At 64.2% G+C, this 14,246-nt stretch carries 14 protein-coding genes; 7 read left to right on the forward strand and 7 right to left on the reverse strand.

The features are described from left to right. Positions 1 to 16: 16 nt before the first annotated feature. The 3 genes from kdpC (at position 17) to BTM36_RS05180 (ending at position 4,204) form a co-directional block, all read left to right on the forward strand. Positions 17 to 628, forward strand: a complete 612-nt coding sequence (gene kdpC, locus BTM36_RS05170) for a potassium-transporting ATPase subunit KdpC (RefSeq protein WP_077235451.1) — start codon at positions 17 to 19, stop codon at positions 626 to 628. Between the two features lie 91 nt (positions 629 to 719). Further along, the gene (locus BTM36_RS05175) at positions 720 to 3,485 is read left to right on the forward strand and encodes a sensor histidine kinase KdpD (RefSeq protein WP_077235452.1); all 2,766 of its coding nucleotides are present in this window, start codon (positions 720 to 722) and stop codon (positions 3,483 to 3,485) included. Between the two features lie 8 nt (positions 3,486 to 3,493). Continuing rightward, positions 3,494 to 4,204 (forward strand): response regulator, encoded by a 711-nt coding sequence (locus BTM36_RS05180; protein WP_077235453.1) that lies wholly within the window; start codon positions 3,494 to 3,496, stop codon positions 4,202 to 4,204. An 18-nt stretch (positions 4,205 to 4,222) separates the two neighbouring features. Here BTM36_RS05180 and BTM36_RS05185 read toward each other — a convergent pair whose 3' ends face one another. From BTM36_RS05185 to BTM36_RS05200, 4 genes are all read right to left on the reverse strand, one after another. Then, positions 4,223 to 4,795: a hypothetical protein gene (locus BTM36_RS05185; protein WP_077235454.1), complete on the reverse strand. Its 573-nt coding sequence runs from the start codon at positions 4,793 to 4,795 to the stop codon at positions 4,223 to 4,225. A 99-nt stretch (positions 4,796 to 4,894) separates the two neighbouring features. Further along, positions 4,895 to 5,302, reverse strand: coding sequence for a hypothetical protein (locus BTM36_RS05190; protein ID WP_077235455.1), 408 nt, complete (start codon positions 5,300 to 5,302; stop codon positions 4,895 to 4,897). 32 nt (positions 5,303 to 5,334) lie between these two features. Then, positions 5,335 to 6,201: a TorF family putative porin gene (locus BTM36_RS05195; protein WP_006462053.1), complete on the reverse strand. Its 867-nt coding sequence runs from the start codon at positions 6,199 to 6,201 to the stop codon at positions 5,335 to 5,337. A 117-nt stretch (positions 6,202 to 6,318) separates the two neighbouring features. Then, entirely contained in the window at positions 6,319 to 7,110 is a 792-nt protein-coding gene (locus BTM36_RS05200; RefSeq protein ID WP_077235456.1) for an enoyl-CoA hydratase, read from the reverse strand. A 303-nt stretch (positions 7,111 to 7,413) separates the two neighbouring features. Here BTM36_RS05200 and BTM36_RS05205 point away from each other — a divergent pair, with 303 nt between their 5' ends. Next, on the forward strand, positions 7,414 to 9,018 hold the full coding sequence (locus BTM36_RS05205; RefSeq protein ID WP_077235457.1) for a methyl-accepting chemotaxis protein: 1,605 nt from the start codon (positions 7,414 to 7,416) through the stop codon (positions 9,016 to 9,018). Here the strand turns inward: BTM36_RS05205 and BTM36_RS27675 are convergent. Further along, the gene (locus tag BTM36_RS27675) at positions 9,008 to 9,268 is read right to left on the reverse strand and encodes a hypothetical protein (RefSeq protein WP_139347080.1); all 261 of its coding nucleotides are present in this window, start codon (positions 9,266 to 9,268) and stop codon (positions 9,008 to 9,010) included. The two genes, BTM36_RS05205 and BTM36_RS27675, sit on opposite strands and share 11 nt — an antisense overlap. A gap of 46 nt (positions 9,269 to 9,314) precedes the next feature. Here BTM36_RS27675 and BTM36_RS05210 point away from each other — a divergent pair, with 46 nt between their 5' ends. After that, positions 9,315 to 10,271, forward strand: a complete 957-nt coding sequence (locus BTM36_RS05210) for a DMT family transporter (protein ID WP_077235458.1) — start codon at positions 9,315 to 9,317, stop codon at positions 10,269 to 10,271. Between the two features lie 20 nt (positions 10,272 to 10,291). Here the strand turns inward: BTM36_RS05210 and BTM36_RS05215 are convergent, their stop codons facing one another. Next, positions 10,292 to 11,197, reverse strand: coding sequence for a LysR family transcriptional regulator (locus BTM36_RS05215; RefSeq protein WP_006462057.1), 906 nt, complete (start codon positions 11,195 to 11,197; stop codon positions 10,292 to 10,294). 188 nt (positions 11,198 to 11,385) lie between these two features. Here BTM36_RS05215 and nfsB point away from each other — a divergent pair, with 188 nt between their 5' ends. Then, complete coding sequence (nfsB, locus tag BTM36_RS05220; RefSeq protein ID WP_077235459.1) at positions 11,386 to 12,039, forward strand: oxygen-insensitive NAD(P)H nitroreductase; 654 nt, start codon at positions 11,386 to 11,388, stop codon at positions 12,037 to 12,039. A gap of 106 nt (positions 12,040 to 12,145) precedes the next feature. On the opposite strand, the gene BTM36_RS05225 is transcribed toward nfsB, so the two are convergent. After that, entirely contained in the window at positions 12,146 to 12,574 is a 429-nt protein-coding gene (locus BTM36_RS05225; protein WP_077235460.1) for a hypothetical protein, read from the reverse strand. A gap of 194 nt (positions 12,575 to 12,768) precedes the next feature. On the opposite strand from BTM36_RS05225, the gene BTM36_RS05230 reads away from it, so the two are divergent. Next, positions 12,769 to 14,244 carry an ATPase domain-containing protein gene (locus BTM36_RS05230; RefSeq protein WP_077235461.1) on the forward strand — a complete coding sequence of 492 codons (1,476 nt, stop codon included), beginning with the start codon at positions 12,769 to 12,771 and terminating at the stop codon, positions 14,242 to 14,244. Positions 14,245 to 14,246: the final 2 nt, after the last annotated feature.

The following is a 14,246-nucleotide window of genomic DNA, read 5'->3' on the forward strand; positions in this document are numbered from 1 at the left end:
CTCCAAGGAAAGCCTCATGAAAACCTCTACTCCCCATCCCCTGCGTCCGGCCATCACGCTGTTCATCCTGCTGGGCGTGCTGCTGGGCGGCCTCTACCCGCTGCTGGTGACCGGCCTGGCGCAGGCCTTCTTCCCGCAGCAGGCCAATGGCAGCCTGATCGAACGCCAGGGACAGCCGGTCGGCTCCGAACTGATCGGCCAGAACTTCAGCAGCCCGGCCTATTTCTGGGGCCGCCCCTCGGCCTCGGGCACCTTCCCCAACAACGGCATGGCCTCCGGTGGCAGCAACCTGGGCCCGACCAATCCGGCCCTGAAGCAGGCCGCCGAAGACCGCGCCAAGGCCCTGCAGGAAGCCGATCCCGGTAACACCGGCGCCATCCCCATCGACCTGCTGACGGCCTCGGCCAGTGGCCTGGACCCGCACATCAGCCCGGCCGCTGCCGACTACCAGGCCGCTCGCGTGGCCCGTGCACGTGGCGTGAGCGTGGAGCAGGTGCGGGCGCTGATCCGTGGCAATAGCGAGACCCCGCAATGGGGGCTGTTCGGTGAACCACGCGTCAATGTGCTCAAGCTGAACCTGGCCCTGGATGTGGCCGCGCCAATGCGCGCCCAGGCCGATCCCAAGTAGGTCAGACGTCCGCGCAAGTCAGGCCGGGGGCACGCGTTTGCCGTGCCCCCGGCCTTTTGCCACTACAATGCCAGCAACCCGAATACCCGCCATGGACCAACGCCCCGACCCCGACGACCTGCTGGAACGCGTGATGCGCGACGAAGAGCGCCAGGCACGCGGCCGCCTGAAGATATTCTTCGGATTCTCGGCCGGTGTCGGCAAGACCTTTGCCATGCTGGAAGCCGCCCAGGCGCTGGCTGGCCAGGACGTGGACGTGATCGCCGGCGTGGTCGAAACCCATGGCCGTGCCGAGACCGAGGCGCAACTGGCCGGCATTGCGCGCCTGCCCATGCGCATGGTGGCCTACCGCAATCGCCAGTTGCCCGAGTTCGACCTGGATGCCGCGCTGGAACGCCGGCCCGGCGTGATCCTGGTGGACGAACTGGCGCACTCCAATGTCCCCGGTTCGCGCCATGCCAAGCGCTGGCAGGACATCGATGAACTGCTGCGCGCCGGCATCGATGTCTACACCACCCTCAATGTGCAGCACATCGAAAGCCTCAACGACGTGGTGGGCCAGATCACCGGCATCCGCGTCTTCGAGACCGTGCCCGACCATGTCTTCGACGAAGCCGACGACGTCAAGCTGGTCGATATCCCGCCCGACGAACTGCTGGCGCGGCTGCAGCAGGGCAAGGTCTATCTGCCGCAACAGGCCGAGAAGGCCGGCCGCAACTTCTTCCGCAAGGGCAATCTCATCGCGCTGCGCGAAATTGCACTGCGCCGCACCGCCGACCGTGTCGATGCCGACATGCGCCAGTACCGCGCCGACCGCTCCATCGCCCAGCTGTGGCAGGCGCGTGAGCGCATCGTGGTGGCCATCGGCAGCGGCGTCGGTGAAGAACGCCTGATCCGTGAAGGCGCCCGGCTGGCCGCCAAGCTGCAGGCCGAATGGCTGGCGGTGCATGTGGATCTGCCGCGCCAGCGCCAGGCCATGGCCAGCCGCGAGCGGGTGGTGGCCTATCTGAAACTGGCGCAATCGCTGGGTGCGGAAACGGCCAGCATCAGTGGTGAAGAGCTGGCCGCCGCACTGCTGCAGTTTGCCCGCAGCCGCAACGCCGGCAAGCTGGTGATCGGCCAGCAGAGCCGCGGTCTGCGTCACCTTCTGCAGTGGCCGCGTGGTTCGCTGGCGCAACGTATCGCCGCGGCCGGTGGCGAGATCGATCTCTACACCATCGCCCGCAGCCGCACCCGGGAGCAGCCCGAGGGACGTGCCGGTGACGGTACCGACAGTGCGGCCAGCGCGGCCGAGGCCCTGCTCACGCGGCGGCGTCGCACGCGTGGCACCCTGTGGGCCGTGGCCAGCTGCGCAGCCACCACGACGCTGGCCTTCCTCTTGGACGGCAAGCTGCATCCGGCCAACGTCATCATGCTCTACCTGGTGGGCGTGATGCTGGTGGCGATGCGCCATGGGCGGGCAGCGTCGGCGCTGGTGTCGGTGCTGTCGGTGATCTCCTTCGATTTCTTCTTCGTCGATCCGCGTTTTTCGATCACGGTGTCCGACGCCCAGTACCTGCTGACCCTGGCGGTGATGCTGGCGGTGTCGCTGTTCATCAGTTCGCTCACGGCACGCCTGCGGCGCCAGGCCAGCGTGGCCATGCAGCGCGAGGCGCGGGCCGCCAATCTCTACATGCTGGGCAAGGAACTGTCGGCCCTGCTCACGCTGGACCAGATACTGGAAATCGGCCGCCGTCACCTGGCCGCGGTGTTCGGGGCGCGCATCGCCTTCTTCCTGCCGGACAGTGCCGACCAGTTGCGCCTGACCGCGCCGGAGCAGGAAGGTAGTGGCGCGCATGTGTTGCACAGCGTGGATGCGGGCGTGGCGCAGTGGGTCTATGACAATGGACAGGCGGCCGGCAAGGGCACGGCCACCTTACCCTCGGCCGCAGCCCTGTACCTGCCGCTGACGGCCACCATGCGGACCCGTGGCGTACTGGCTTTTGCCATCGACGCCGCCAGCGAGGAAGAAGGCCAGTTGGCGGCCGCCCAGCTGGCGCTGCCTGAGAATCGGCAGATGCTGGAAATCTTCTGTTCCCAGATCGCCATGGCCATCGAACGCCTGCACTACGCCGAGGTGGCCCAGGATGCGCTGGTGACCATGGAATCGGAACGCCTGCGCAATTCGCTGCTGTCGGCCATCTCGCACGACCTGCGCACGCCGTTGACCTCGCTGGTGGGCAGTGCCGACGTCCTGGCCGCCAATGCCCGCCTGGACGACGACGCTCGCGCCATGGCCCGTACCATCAGCGAGCAGTCGCAGAAGATGGTCGGGCTGATGAACAACCTGCTGGACATGGCACGGCTGCAGGCCGGTGTGGTTACGCTGAACCGGCAATGGAATGCCCTGGAAGAATTGACCGGCTCGGCGCTGCGTCTGCTGGCCAAGGCGCTGGAAGGACGACAGGTCGAGACCCGCATCGCTGCCGACCTGCCCTTGTTGCGGGTGGATGCGGTCTTGCTGGAGCGGGTACTGGCCAACCTGGTGGAGAACGCCATCAAGTACTCACCCGCCGGCAGTCCCATCACCATCGCGGCCCACGTCGAGCAGAGCGATGGCAGCCGCCAGCTCAAGGTCAGCGTGAGCGACCAGGGGCGCGGCTTCCCGCCGGCCATGACGCAGCATGCCTTCGAGAAATTCACCCGTGGCGACAACGAGTCCAGCACCCCCGGCGTGGGCCTGGGACTGGCGATCTGTCGCGCCATCATCGAGGCGCACCAGGGCCGCATCTGGATCGCCCCGCAGGAAGCCGGGCAGGGGGCTACCGTCTGCTTTACCCTGCCGGTGGAAACGCAGCCGGCCCTGCCCGAAGAATGAGGAACACCATGCAAGAACACGCAGGCAATATCGTCTTCATCGAAGATGACCCGCACATCCGAAAACTGGTCAAGGGCGCGCTGGAACAGGAAGGTTTCATCGTCCACGAAGCCCGTACCGCCCGCGAAGGCATCACCGAGGCCGGTACCCGCAAGCCCGACCTGATCATCGTCGATCTTGGCCTGCCCGATGGCGACGGCAAGCAGGTGGTCAGCGAAATCCGCAACTGGAGCAGCGTGCCCATCGTGATCCTCTCGGCCCGCACCCAGGAGTCCGAAAAGGTGGAGGCGCTCGACGCCGGGGCCGACGATTATCTGGTCAAGCCCTTCGGCATGCCCGAGTTGCTGGCCCGCATGCGCGCGCAATTGCGCCGCCATGCGCGTGCTTCCGCCACGGGACAGGCCAGCGGTCGCTACCGCATGGGGGAGGTGGCGGTGGATCTGCCGGCGCGCAGCGTCACGCGCAATGGTGAGCCGTTGCATCTGACGCAGATCGAATATCGCCTGCTGGCCACGCTGCTGCGCGATGCCGGGCGCGTCATCACGCACCGCCAATTGCTGGTGGCCGGCTGGGGACCGTCGCACGTGGAAGATGGACATTACCTGCGCATCTACATGCAGCGCCTGCGCCAGAAGCTGGAGCGCGATGCCGCCCAGCCGGTGCACATCCTCACCGAGATCGGCGTGGGCTATCGGCTGGCCGACGTGGTGGCTGAATAGTCGTTGCGGTCAGGGCGATCAAGGCCAGTTCAGCAAGGGCAGCGCCAGCACCACCATGGCGATGCAGCCGAGATTGAGCAGCATGCGCTGGCGCTTGAGCACGAAGGACAGCAGCCAGGCACCCGCCACGAAGACGATGAAGTTGGACAGATACTGCTTGGCCGCTGCGGCCACCGGCAGCTCCGGTGCATCGGCCAGGCCCGAGAATTTCCAGGCGCAGGCCAGCACTGCCAGCACGGCGCAGTTGAAGTAGGTATTGACGGTGGGGAAGCTCTCTTCCTGGTGCGCGGAAATCTCCACGCTCTGGCATTGCCCGTCGCGGTACACCGCATCCAGCCAGTGGCGCTCGCCACGCCAGCGCTGCAGGGTGCTGCCGTCATCCTGTTCCACTTGCGCATGCGGCTTGCCCAGCCTGGCGAACAGGAAGTCAGGCGCGGTAGCGCGCCAGTCGCTGGTCTGCGCAGCACGAAACCCCTGTTCCAGCTGCCTCGCCTTGCGGCGTCGCCCCAGTTGCTTCAGGGCCAGCTGGGCCAGGGCCAGTGAATTGAACAGATAGATCCATTGCAGGATGGTGGCGTAATCGGCTTGCATGAGCAGTCTGATGAAAAGAGTAGCGGCGGGGATGCGGCATCTTGCCGTCAGCCCCGCCACTTGTCCAGTCCATCGCACGCTCAGGGACGGGAAGTGAACCTAAAGGTCCCCCCATAGGTCGATCTGGCGCCGGATTTCGCCGCTGCGCGCATCGCAGATGAACATCACTTCGCGCAGGTCCTTGCGGACCACGTAGCGGAAATATTCGCGATCGCTGCGTGCCACGAAATCCTCGCTTTCTATCTTCCCCGCCATTACCTGGCCGATCTGGCGACGACAGTCCTCGCGGTGCTGCAGGGCCTGCGACGAGGGGCCGTAGTCGTCTTCAGCGCGATAAGGGGCCACTGCCTGGGTCAGTGGTGCCATGCCGGCGCATATCAGGAAGATCAGCAGCGCCACCAGCATGCAGCGGTAGCGCCGCCGCTGCGCGGTACGCAGGAACAGGTGGCGCGGCGAGAGCGGATGGAGGCGGTCCTCGCCCCGTTTCCAGTGCAGACGGCTACGCATGATGGACTTCCTCCTTGCGCATGGTTGGGGGATCAGAAGCTCTTGTTGAGCGACGCGATCCACTGATTGCGGCCGATGTTCTTGCCGCGCAGGGTGTAGCCGGCATCGGGTGCGTTGCTGCCGGTATAGGCCAGGCCCAGCACATAGCCGGAGAAGTCGCGGCTCATGCCCAGCTTCCAGTCGGTGTAGGACAGGTTGGCGGCATTGGGGCCGGTGTAGTGCTGGCGGCCGATGTGGGCCAGCCCGGTGATGCCGGCGAAGAGCTCATGCGTGAGCGACAGGTCGGCGTAGCTGCTGCCGCGAGTGTCGGCATTGCCGAAGGTGTTGCCGGTGCTGTACGAATACTTGAAGGCGATCCATTTGGCATCCAGCCCGAGATAGAGCTCGGTGGTGTCGGGGTGGGTCATGCCATCGGGATAGCTGCCGGGATAGGCATAGTGCAGCACGCCGATGTCGCCGTTGAGCCAGTCGCTCAGGACCGGCTTCCAGCCGCCATAGATATCCGCTTCCAGGCTGGCCGAAGCGGCCGGGTTCGTATCCGAAATCCAGCTGATGTTGGACAGCCATACGCCGGCGTAGAGACCGTTGTCATGCGTGAGGTCGAAGCCGCCCTGCAGGGCCGGCTTCTGGTTGGTCTGCGTGGTGCCACGGAAGACGTACTGGCTGACCACGCCGATGTTGCCCGTCAGGTGCAGGGCGGAAGTATCGGCCACAGGTGTGGCATTGGCATTTTCTTCAGCTTGCGCCGGGGTCACGACGGCGATGGCCAGCAGCACGCTGGCGGCCAGGGTCGCCAGTCCGGCCACGCCGGCCAGTTGGGCGCGGCGCAGGCGGCGCTGGCCCAGCGGGACCAATTCGGGTTGGGGTTGTTGATGTTGTTCCTGGTGACGGCGAATCATGCTGGGTGCTCCACGGGTTGAGGAGCACGCAGCTTAGGTGGGTGGGCGTTTAATCCGGGTAAAACTTTGCGTGGGCATCGTAAACGTCAGATAAATGCCGCCTGCGGCGCTCGCTCGTCAGTCGGCTCCGGCATGCCAGCGCGGCGCCCGCTTCTCCAGAAACGCATCGATCCCTTCCATCGCCTGCGCATCCATGATGTTGCAGGCCATGACCTCAGCCGCGTGGGCGTAGGCATCCGGCAGGACCATCATCTGCTGTCGGTACAGCATGGCCTTGCCGCGCCGGATCGAGATGGCGGGCTTGCTGCAAATCTCGTGCGCCAGCGCCAGCGTGGCGGCGTCCAGTCCAGTATCGGGGACGGCCTGGTTGATCAAGCCCCACTGGGCCGCGGTGGCGGCATCGATGAACTTGCCGGTGACCAGCATTTCGAAAGCGCGCTTGATGGGCAGGTTGCGCGTCAGCGCGACCGCCGGGGTGGAACAGAACAAGCCGACATTGATGCCCGATACCGCAAAGCGGGCGCTCTCGGCCGCAACCGCCAGGTCACAGCTGGCCACCAGCTGGCAACCGGCAGCAGTGGCCAGGCCTTGTACCTTGGCGATGACCGGCACGGGGAGTGCGCGCAGCGATTGCATCAGCCGGCTGCAACGGTCGAACAGCTGTTGGTAGTAGGCCTGCTCGGGCGTGGCCCGCATTTCGCGCAGGTCATGGCCGGCACAGAAGGCGCGACCTTGCGCAGCCAGGATCACGCAGCGCACGTTCTCGTCCCGTGCGAGCTGGTCCAGCTGTCCCTGTAGCGCATCGAGCATCGCTTCCGAAAGGGCGTTGAATTGCTGTGGGCGGTTCAGGGTGAGGGTGGTGATGCCATCCTGGTCCTGCCGCAGCAGGATAGATTCGTGAGCTGTCATGCATGGGTCTCCTTGAGTATTGTTGTGGGATGGTAGCGCGTCATCGAAGGGATGGTCGGCCGCGTGTGTCATCCAGTAGCGGGGCGCTCCTGTTATCTGGGAATTACTATGCCGGGACTGAAAAATAGTCATGAAAAATACAGACTTTCGCTGGAATCACCCTTTAGCCGAGGACATTGCCGGCCGTAAACGAGAATGGGGGAGTGAACGTCGCGCCGGGGTCCCGGCAGCGGGTGGCGTGGGCATTCGGCTTTCCCGATCACCTCACAAACGCAGTGCAACCACGGCCACCTCTTTCCGCTCATGAACAATCTCTCCCTGAAGAAAAAACTCTGGCTTCCGCTGGTGTTCTCCTGGATCGCCCTGCTGGTGCTTTCGATCTGGCATGCCTACCAGACCCGCGACCTGCAGATTGCCGAACGGCAACGCGGTCTGGAAGACGTCACCGAGATGGCCTATACCACCATCGCCGGCTACGCCAAGCTGGAAGCCGACGGCAAGCTGTCCCGCGAAGAGGCACAAAAGGGCGCCATCGCACGCGTGCGCGACCAGCGCTATACCGGTGATGGCTACGCCACCATCGTGGCCGCCGATTCGGTCATCGTGATGCACCCGATCAATGGCAAGCTCGATGGCCGCAACATGATCGATTTCAAGGATGCCAAGGGCAATGCGCTCTACAAGATGATTGCGGCGACCGGCTCCTCGGCCGATGGCAAGGGCTACCTGGAATACTGGTGGCCGCGGCCGGGCAGTGACAAGCCCAGTCCCAAGCTGGGCTTCGTCAAGCGCTTCAAGCCGTGGAATTGGGACCTGATCTGTAGCGTGTATTCCGACGACATCGAGGCCGATTTCCGTCGTGCCCTGATCCAGGCGGTGGTGGTGCTGGTGGTGCTGGGTGTGATCCTGTCGCTGATAGCGGGCCTGGTCTCGCGCAACATCTTCCGCTCCATCGGCGGCGAACCCAGCGAGGCGGCGGAGATGGCGCGCAAGATCGCCGCCGGTGACCTCACCGGCACCATCCGTACCATGGGTGGTGACGACCGCAGCCTGGTGGCGGCCGTGGCCTACACGCGCGACCGTCTGGTCGATACCGTGCACGGCATCAAGGGCGCGACCGAGTCCATCAAGACTTCGGTCGATGAGATCGCCAACGGCAACATGGACCTGTCCAACCGCACAGAGCAGCAGGCCGGTTCACTGGAAGAAACCGCCTCGGCCATGGAAGAGCTGACCTCCACCGTCAAGCAGAATGCAGCCAATGCCCAGCACGCCAACGAACTGGCGTCCGGTGCGGCCAAGGTGGCAATCCAGGGTGGCGAGGTGGTGGGGCAGGTGGTGCAGACCATGGCCTCCATCAATGAGTCGTCGCGCAAGATCGTGGACATCATCAGTGTGATCGATGGCATCGCCTTCCAGACCAATATCCTGGCGTTGAACGCCGCCGTGGAAGCGGCCCGTGCCGGCGAGCAGGGACGTGGCTTTGCAGTGGTGGCTTCCGAGGTGCGTTCGCTGGCGCAACGCTCGGCGGCGGCAGCCAAGGAAATCAAGCAACTGATCGATGACTCGGTGGGCAAGGTCGACGCCGGGACGCATCTGGTGCAGCAGGCCGGGCAGACCATGCAACAGGTGGTCTCCAGCATCCAGGGCGTCTCGACCGTGGTGCATGAGATCGCAACCGCCAGCCATGAGCAGAGCTCCGGCATCGAGCAGGTGGGCGAGGCCATCACCCAGATGGATGAGACCACCCAGCAGAACGCGGCCCTGGTGGAACAGGCCGCCGCTGCGGCGCAGTCCCTGCAGGAGCAGGCCGACAAGCTGGTGGGACTGGTGGGCGTGTTCACGCTGGATCGCCAGGCCGGTGCGGTGGCGGCGTCCCGTTCCTCTTCGCTGGTGGTCAAGCGCTGAGGAAATCCGTGGTGGCCTGCTGCGGCACCGCAGGCCTTGCGATCAAACCGGGGTGGCGCAGTTCGAAGTGGTGCATGCTGCGCCGATTTGGTTTGTTCGAATAATTAATCTGAAAATCAGGAAATGGGAGCAGGAAATGCTGTAAACCTAGTTTCTCCAGATCAAATACGGCAGCACTTTTTGCCGTCTGTTCTCTACCATGAAGGCCGTTTGGATGCGCTGCAACATGCATCCGGCGGCCTTTTTTCATGGGCCGTCGGGCAGGGTGGCGCTCCTGTTGCCCATTGGAGTCCGAGATGTCCACTGCCATTGCCACCCCACATGCCACCCGATCCACAGCTGCCCGGCAACCGGCCATGAGCCGGCTGTTCCTGGTCTGTGTGGTACTGGCGATCTGCATCTGGGGCGGTAACTGGCCGGTGATGAAGTTCGGCAGCCAGTTCATTCCGCCGCTGTGGTTTGCGGCCAGCCGTTTCCTCTCGGCGGCGTTGCTCAGCTTCGCAATTGCTGCCCTCATCGGCAAGCTGCGCCTGCCCACTCGCCAGGAGTGGCCGGTGGTGATCGGGGTGGGGGTACTGCAGATGGGCTTGTTCACGGCACTGGTGACCGGTGCCTTGCATTTCGTCATGCCGGGCCGTGCTTCGCTGATCGCCTATGCCACCTCGATCTGGGTGGTGCCGGGCGCCGCGCTGGTATTGAAGCACAAACTGAACGGCCGGCAATCGCTGGCCACCGTCTGCAGCTATGTGGGGATTGCCGTGATCGTGCTGCCGGCGCTGCTGCATGCGGACCTGCACAGCATGATCGGCTACCTGATGCTGGGCGCGGCCTCGCTGTCGTGGGCCATGAACATCCTGCAGATCAAGCTGACCCCGGGCGTGAAGCTGGACTTCGACCTGCTGCCCTGGCAGACGCTGGTGGCGGCCGTGCCGCTGTGCGTGTTGGCGACGCTGGTCGATGGTGCGCCGACCTTCCTGGCCGACCCGCACTCCTGGGGCGTGATCGCCTATACCGGTCCGCTGGCCACCGCGCTGACCTTCCTGATCGTATTGCAGATGACCCAGCGCCTGTCGCCGGTGACGGTGTCGGTCTGCATGCTGGGCGTGCCGGTGGTGGGCCTGACGCTGTCGTCGCTGATCTTCGGGGAGCGTCTCTCCCCCGATCTGTTGCTGGGCATGGGCCTGCTGTGCCTGGGCCTGTTGCTGCCGGCGCTGCCCGCCATGGGCTGGCGCCGCCTGGCCATCAAGGGCTGAACCCACGGCTGAACCTCGCCTCAGCGGTCGGCGAGATAACGCGCGATGCGCTCGCCGAGCAGTTCGCGCAGCGCCCGCACCGTCGGTGACAGGCTCATGCGATGGGTACACACCAGATCCAGTGGCGAGGGTTCGCCCAGATAATCTTCCATCACCGCTTCCAGCTTGCCGCTGCGCAGGTCGGCCAGCACGTCCAGGCGCGACTTGTAGGCCAGGCCACGGCCATCGACCGCCCAGCGGTGGACCAGCTCGCCATCGTCGCAGACGCGGTCGCCGCTGACCTGCACCTGGATTGGTGTGCCGTCCTTGAAGAAGGTCCACTGCGAATGCAGCATGTCCGACAGCAGGTAGCGCAGGCAATTGTGCTGGCGCAGGTCGGCCGGCGTGCGCGGGCGTCCATGGCGTGCCAGATAGTCGGGCGAGGCGCACAGCACGCGCCGGTTTTCCGGGGCCAGCGGCAGGGCGACCAGGCTGGAATCGTCGGGCGGACTGTAGCGGATGGCCACCTCCACCGGTTGCCGGAACATGTCGGCCACGCGGTCGCTGATGCGTACCTGCAGACTGACCGCAGGATGCTGTGCCTGGAATTCGTCGAGCCAGCGGCACATCAGGTTGCGGCCGAAATCGGAGGGCACCGACAGCGAGAGATTGCCACCCACCATGCGCCGGCCATGGGCCACCGCGTCGCGCCCGGCATTGACTTCGGCCAGGGCATTGCGGGCGTATTGCAGGTAGCGCTCGCCATCGGGGGTGAGGCGCAGGCTGCGGGTGGAGCGGGCCAGCAGGCGGGCGCCCAGTTCGGCTTCCAGCCGCTTCATGGCGGCGCTGGCGACGGCAGGCGTGACATCATGCTGGCGGGCAGCAGCGGAGAGGCTGCCATTGTCGGCAGCGCAGACGAAGATGGCGAGGTCGTCCAGGCGGATCATGGGTGGGCGTCAAGGCAGAGGTGAGATCAGGCGGCTATTTTACTTTCAATTTTTTTTTGAAAATGTTTTTGCCGCGCCGTACTTTTTTGAAAGTGCGTCCTGCCGGAAGATGTCATGCAAGCAGCCTTCCCACAGGCATGCCTCCGCATTCTTCAACACCTTCGCCAACCCGTTCACAAGGAAATCCCATGAGCCTGCTCCACGCCGCCCGCAAGCGCCATTCCACCAAGGCCTTCGATCCCAGCCGCAAGATCCCCGAGACCATCATCGCCGAACTGCGCGAACTGCTGCGCCTGGCACCGTCGTCGGTGAACTCCCAGCCCTGGCATTTTGTACTGGCGTCGACCGATGCGGCCAAGGCGCGTATCGGCAAGGCGGCCGAGGCCGGCTATCCGTACAACCTGCCCAAGATCCTCAATGCCTCCCACGTGCTGGTGTTGTGCGCCCGCACCGCCATCAGTGAGACGCACCTGGAGGCTTTGCTGGAGAAGGAACAGGCCGATGGCCGTTTCGTCAATGACGAGGCGCGCGCCGGCCAGCGCGGCTCGCGCCTGTCGTACAGCAATCTGCATCGCTATGAATTGAAGGATGCCCAGCACTGGATGGAGAAGCAGGTCTATCTCGCCCTGGGCACGCTGCTGCTGGGCGCGGCCGAACTGGAAGTGGATGCGGTGCCGATGGAAGGCTTCAATGCCAAGGTGCTGGACGAGGAACTCGGCCTGCACGCGCAGGGCTTCACCAGCGTGGTCCTGGTTGGCTTGGGCTACAGCGGTGCCGACGATTTCAACGCCAAGCTGCCGAAGTCGCGCCTGGCAGCGGAGACGGTCTTCACCGAACTCTGATTTGCGTGGGGCAAGCTGTTCGCTGCCGGCCCGTACAGCGCCCGATTGATGATTGCCGCAGTGCATAACGCCATTTCCCGAGAGGGCAATGGCGTTTTTTCCCTCATCAGGCCGGACCGGCAGGTTTGCTGTCTTCCCTTTGCTGGTTCGCCTTTTCGTCGTTGGCCTGGCGCTGGATCAACGGAGTTTGAGGTTTTTGCTGTAGTTGCGCACGTAGCTTGTCGCGCAAGGCGCTGAACACATCCATGTTCAGCAGCGCAGTGCGCCTGAGCAGTTTTTCCATCAGCTTGCGCTGTCTGGCGGTCGTCTGGGCCGAAGACGCGTCCGTCCCGATCCGGTCGGTGAGGCTGCCCTGCAACTCCTCGGCCAGGCGCTGCCTGGCCTCTCCGGACAGCTTGACCACCGTCGAGGTGGCATTGAGTGCCACGCTGTCATGCCCGGAGTCGCTGGCCGCTGCCTGTTCGGCAGCCGCCGGTAATGCGAGCTCTCCAGTGCTTGTCGTGCTTGCCGTGGTTGTTGTTCTTGCAATCTGCATGATCGTCTCGCCAGGAATTCGATTCCGGTATTATCGGCGGCCAATTGTCTCGCTGAAGCCGATGTCAGGAAGTTTACCTGCCCAAAGGTGCAACTTTTGGGCTGTATGACAACCTTAGTCATATCGTGGGCGAACGTATAATGCGTGAAAACTCATTAATCCTTCGCACAATAAAAATTCGAGCATCCATCCACATGAGCGATCACCAGCAGCCCCATTCATCCGCCCCCGCCGGGAGCCACCGGCCCAGCCGTGTCGCCCTGATCAGCACGGGGATTGCCGGGTTTGACGAGATCCTGGGTGGCGGTCTGCCAGCGGGCAGCCTGTATCTGATCCAGGGGCTGGCCGGCAGCGGCAAGACCACGCTGGCCTCGCAGGTGGGCTTTGCCCAGGCGCGTGGTGGCAACAAGGTGATGCTGTTGACGCTCATTGCCGAATCGCACGCCAAGATGCTCAATCATGTGAGCAATTTTGATTTCTTCGATGAAAGCCTGGTCGGCGAGCAGATGCAGATGCTCAGCGGCTATGGCGCGCTGGCCAGCGAGGGTTTGCGTGGCCTGTTGCGCCTGATCAGTGCCGAACTGAATCGCCATCGTCCGGCCATGCTGATCATCGATGGTTTCCGTTCTGTGCGCGATTCGGGGCCTTCGGACCTGAATCTCTCGGAATTCATGCATTCGCTCAATGCCCTGGTCTTCGCCATGAATTGCACTACCATCCTGCTTTCCCCGGTGGAGGGCAACATGCCCGAGTCCGAGAACACCCTGGTGGACGGTGTCATCGAGCTGAGCCAGCACGAGTCGGGCATGCAGCTGGTGCGCGAGATCAAGGTCTTCAAGCTGCGCGGCGCCAATCACCTGCTGGGCAAGCATGTCTTCGAAATCAACCAGAGCGGGGTCGAGATCTTCCCGCGCTTCGAGGCCACCGCCACCCGCGCCGGCAAGGTGCCGGGCACCTCCGACCGCTATGTCAGCGTGGGTATCCCTTCCTGGGACAAGTGCATCGGCGGTGGCGTGGTCAGTGGTTCCCTGACCTGCCTGCTGGGCAGCCCCGGGGTGGGCAAGACCCTGATGGGCCTGCATTTCATCGAGCAGGGACTGAAGGATGACCAGCAGTGCCTGATCCTCGGTTTCTACGAGTCCCCCGAGCGTCTGCTGGCCAAGGCCCGCAAGGCCGGCATGCCGATGGAACAGCATATCGAGAGCGGTGCCCTGCAGATGATGTGGCAGCTGCCGCTGGAAATGCTGTGCGATGACCTGGCCAAGCGCATGCTGGACAACATCTCCAGCCGTGGCGTGACACGCCTGCTGATCGATGGCGTCGACGGCCTGCGCAGCATTGTGGTGCAGCAGCAGCGCGTACGGCCCTTCCTGGTGGCGCTGACCAACGAACTGCGGGCGCGGGGCGTGACCACCTTCATCACCGAGCAACTGCCGTATTTCCGCGAATCCCGGCCCCAGGTCGATCCCAGCTCGTCGCAGCTGTATGAAAACATGATGTTGCTGGAGTACGTGGTCCAGCACGATGTCAGCCGTCGCCAGATTTCAGTGATGAAACTGCGCGAAAACGGCTATGACGGCGCCAGCCGGCTGATGAACATTTCGGATGCCGGCATTGAGATCGATGGCCTGGTCTCCCCCTCTACCGCGCCGGTTGCGGATGGACGTTGACC

Source organism: Herbaspirillum sp. VT-16-41 (assembly GCF_001994935.1).
Classification (GTDB): Bacteria; Pseudomonadota; Gammaproteobacteria; order Burkholderiales; family Burkholderiaceae_D; genus Herbaspirillum; species Herbaspirillum frisingense.

What these genes read in the sequence shown, in the direction of transcription:
- kdpC (WP_077235451.1), top strand. Translation starts at nt 17, where the DNA reads ATGAAAACCTCTACTCCCCATCCCCTGCGTCCGGCCATCACGCTGTTC.
- BTM36_RS05175 (WP_077235452.1), top strand. Translation starts at nt 720, where the DNA reads ATGGACCAACGCCCCGACCCCGACGACCTGCTGGAACGCGTGATGCGC.
- BTM36_RS05180 (WP_077235453.1), top strand. Translation starts at nt 3,494, where the DNA reads ATGCAAGAACACGCAGGCAATATCGTCTTCATCGAAGATGACCCGCAC.
- BTM36_RS05185 (WP_077235454.1), bottom strand. Translation starts at nt 4,795, where the DNA reads ATGCAAGCCGATTACGCCACCATCCTGCAATGGATCTATCTGTTCAAT.
- BTM36_RS05190 (WP_077235455.1), bottom strand. Translation starts at nt 5,302, where the DNA reads ATGCGTAGCCGTCTGCACTGGAAACGGGGCGAGGACCGCCTCCATCCG.
- BTM36_RS05195 (WP_006462053.1), bottom strand. Translation starts at nt 6,201, where the DNA reads ATGATTCGCCGTCACCAGGAACAACATCAACAACCCCAACCCGAATTG.
- BTM36_RS05200 (WP_077235456.1), bottom strand. Translation starts at nt 7,110, where the DNA reads ATGACAGCTCACGAATCTATCCTGCTGCGGCAGGACCAGGATGGCATC.
- BTM36_RS05205 (WP_077235457.1), top strand. Translation starts at nt 7,414, where the DNA reads ATGAACAATCTCTCCCTGAAGAAAAAACTCTGGCTTCCGCTGGTGTTC.
- BTM36_RS27675 (WP_139347080.1), bottom strand. Translation starts at nt 9,268, where the DNA reads ATGAAAAAAGGCCGCCGGATGCATGTTGCAGCGCATCCAAACGGCCTT.
- BTM36_RS05210 (WP_077235458.1), top strand. Translation starts at nt 9,315, where the DNA reads ATGTCCACTGCCATTGCCACCCCACATGCCACCCGATCCACAGCTGCC.
- BTM36_RS05215 (WP_006462057.1), bottom strand. Translation starts at nt 11,197, where the DNA reads ATGATCCGCCTGGACGACCTCGCCATCTTCGTCTGCGCTGCCGACAAT.
- nfsB (WP_077235459.1), top strand. Translation starts at nt 11,386, where the DNA reads ATGAGCCTGCTCCACGCCGCCCGCAAGCGCCATTCCACCAAGGCCTTC.
- BTM36_RS05225 (WP_077235460.1), bottom strand. Translation starts at nt 12,574, where the DNA reads ATGCAGATTGCAAGAACAACAACCACGGCAAGCACGACAAGCACTGGA.
- BTM36_RS05230 (WP_077235461.1), top strand. Translation starts at nt 12,769, where the DNA reads ATGAGCGATCACCAGCAGCCCCATTCATCCGCCCCCGCCGGGAGCCAC.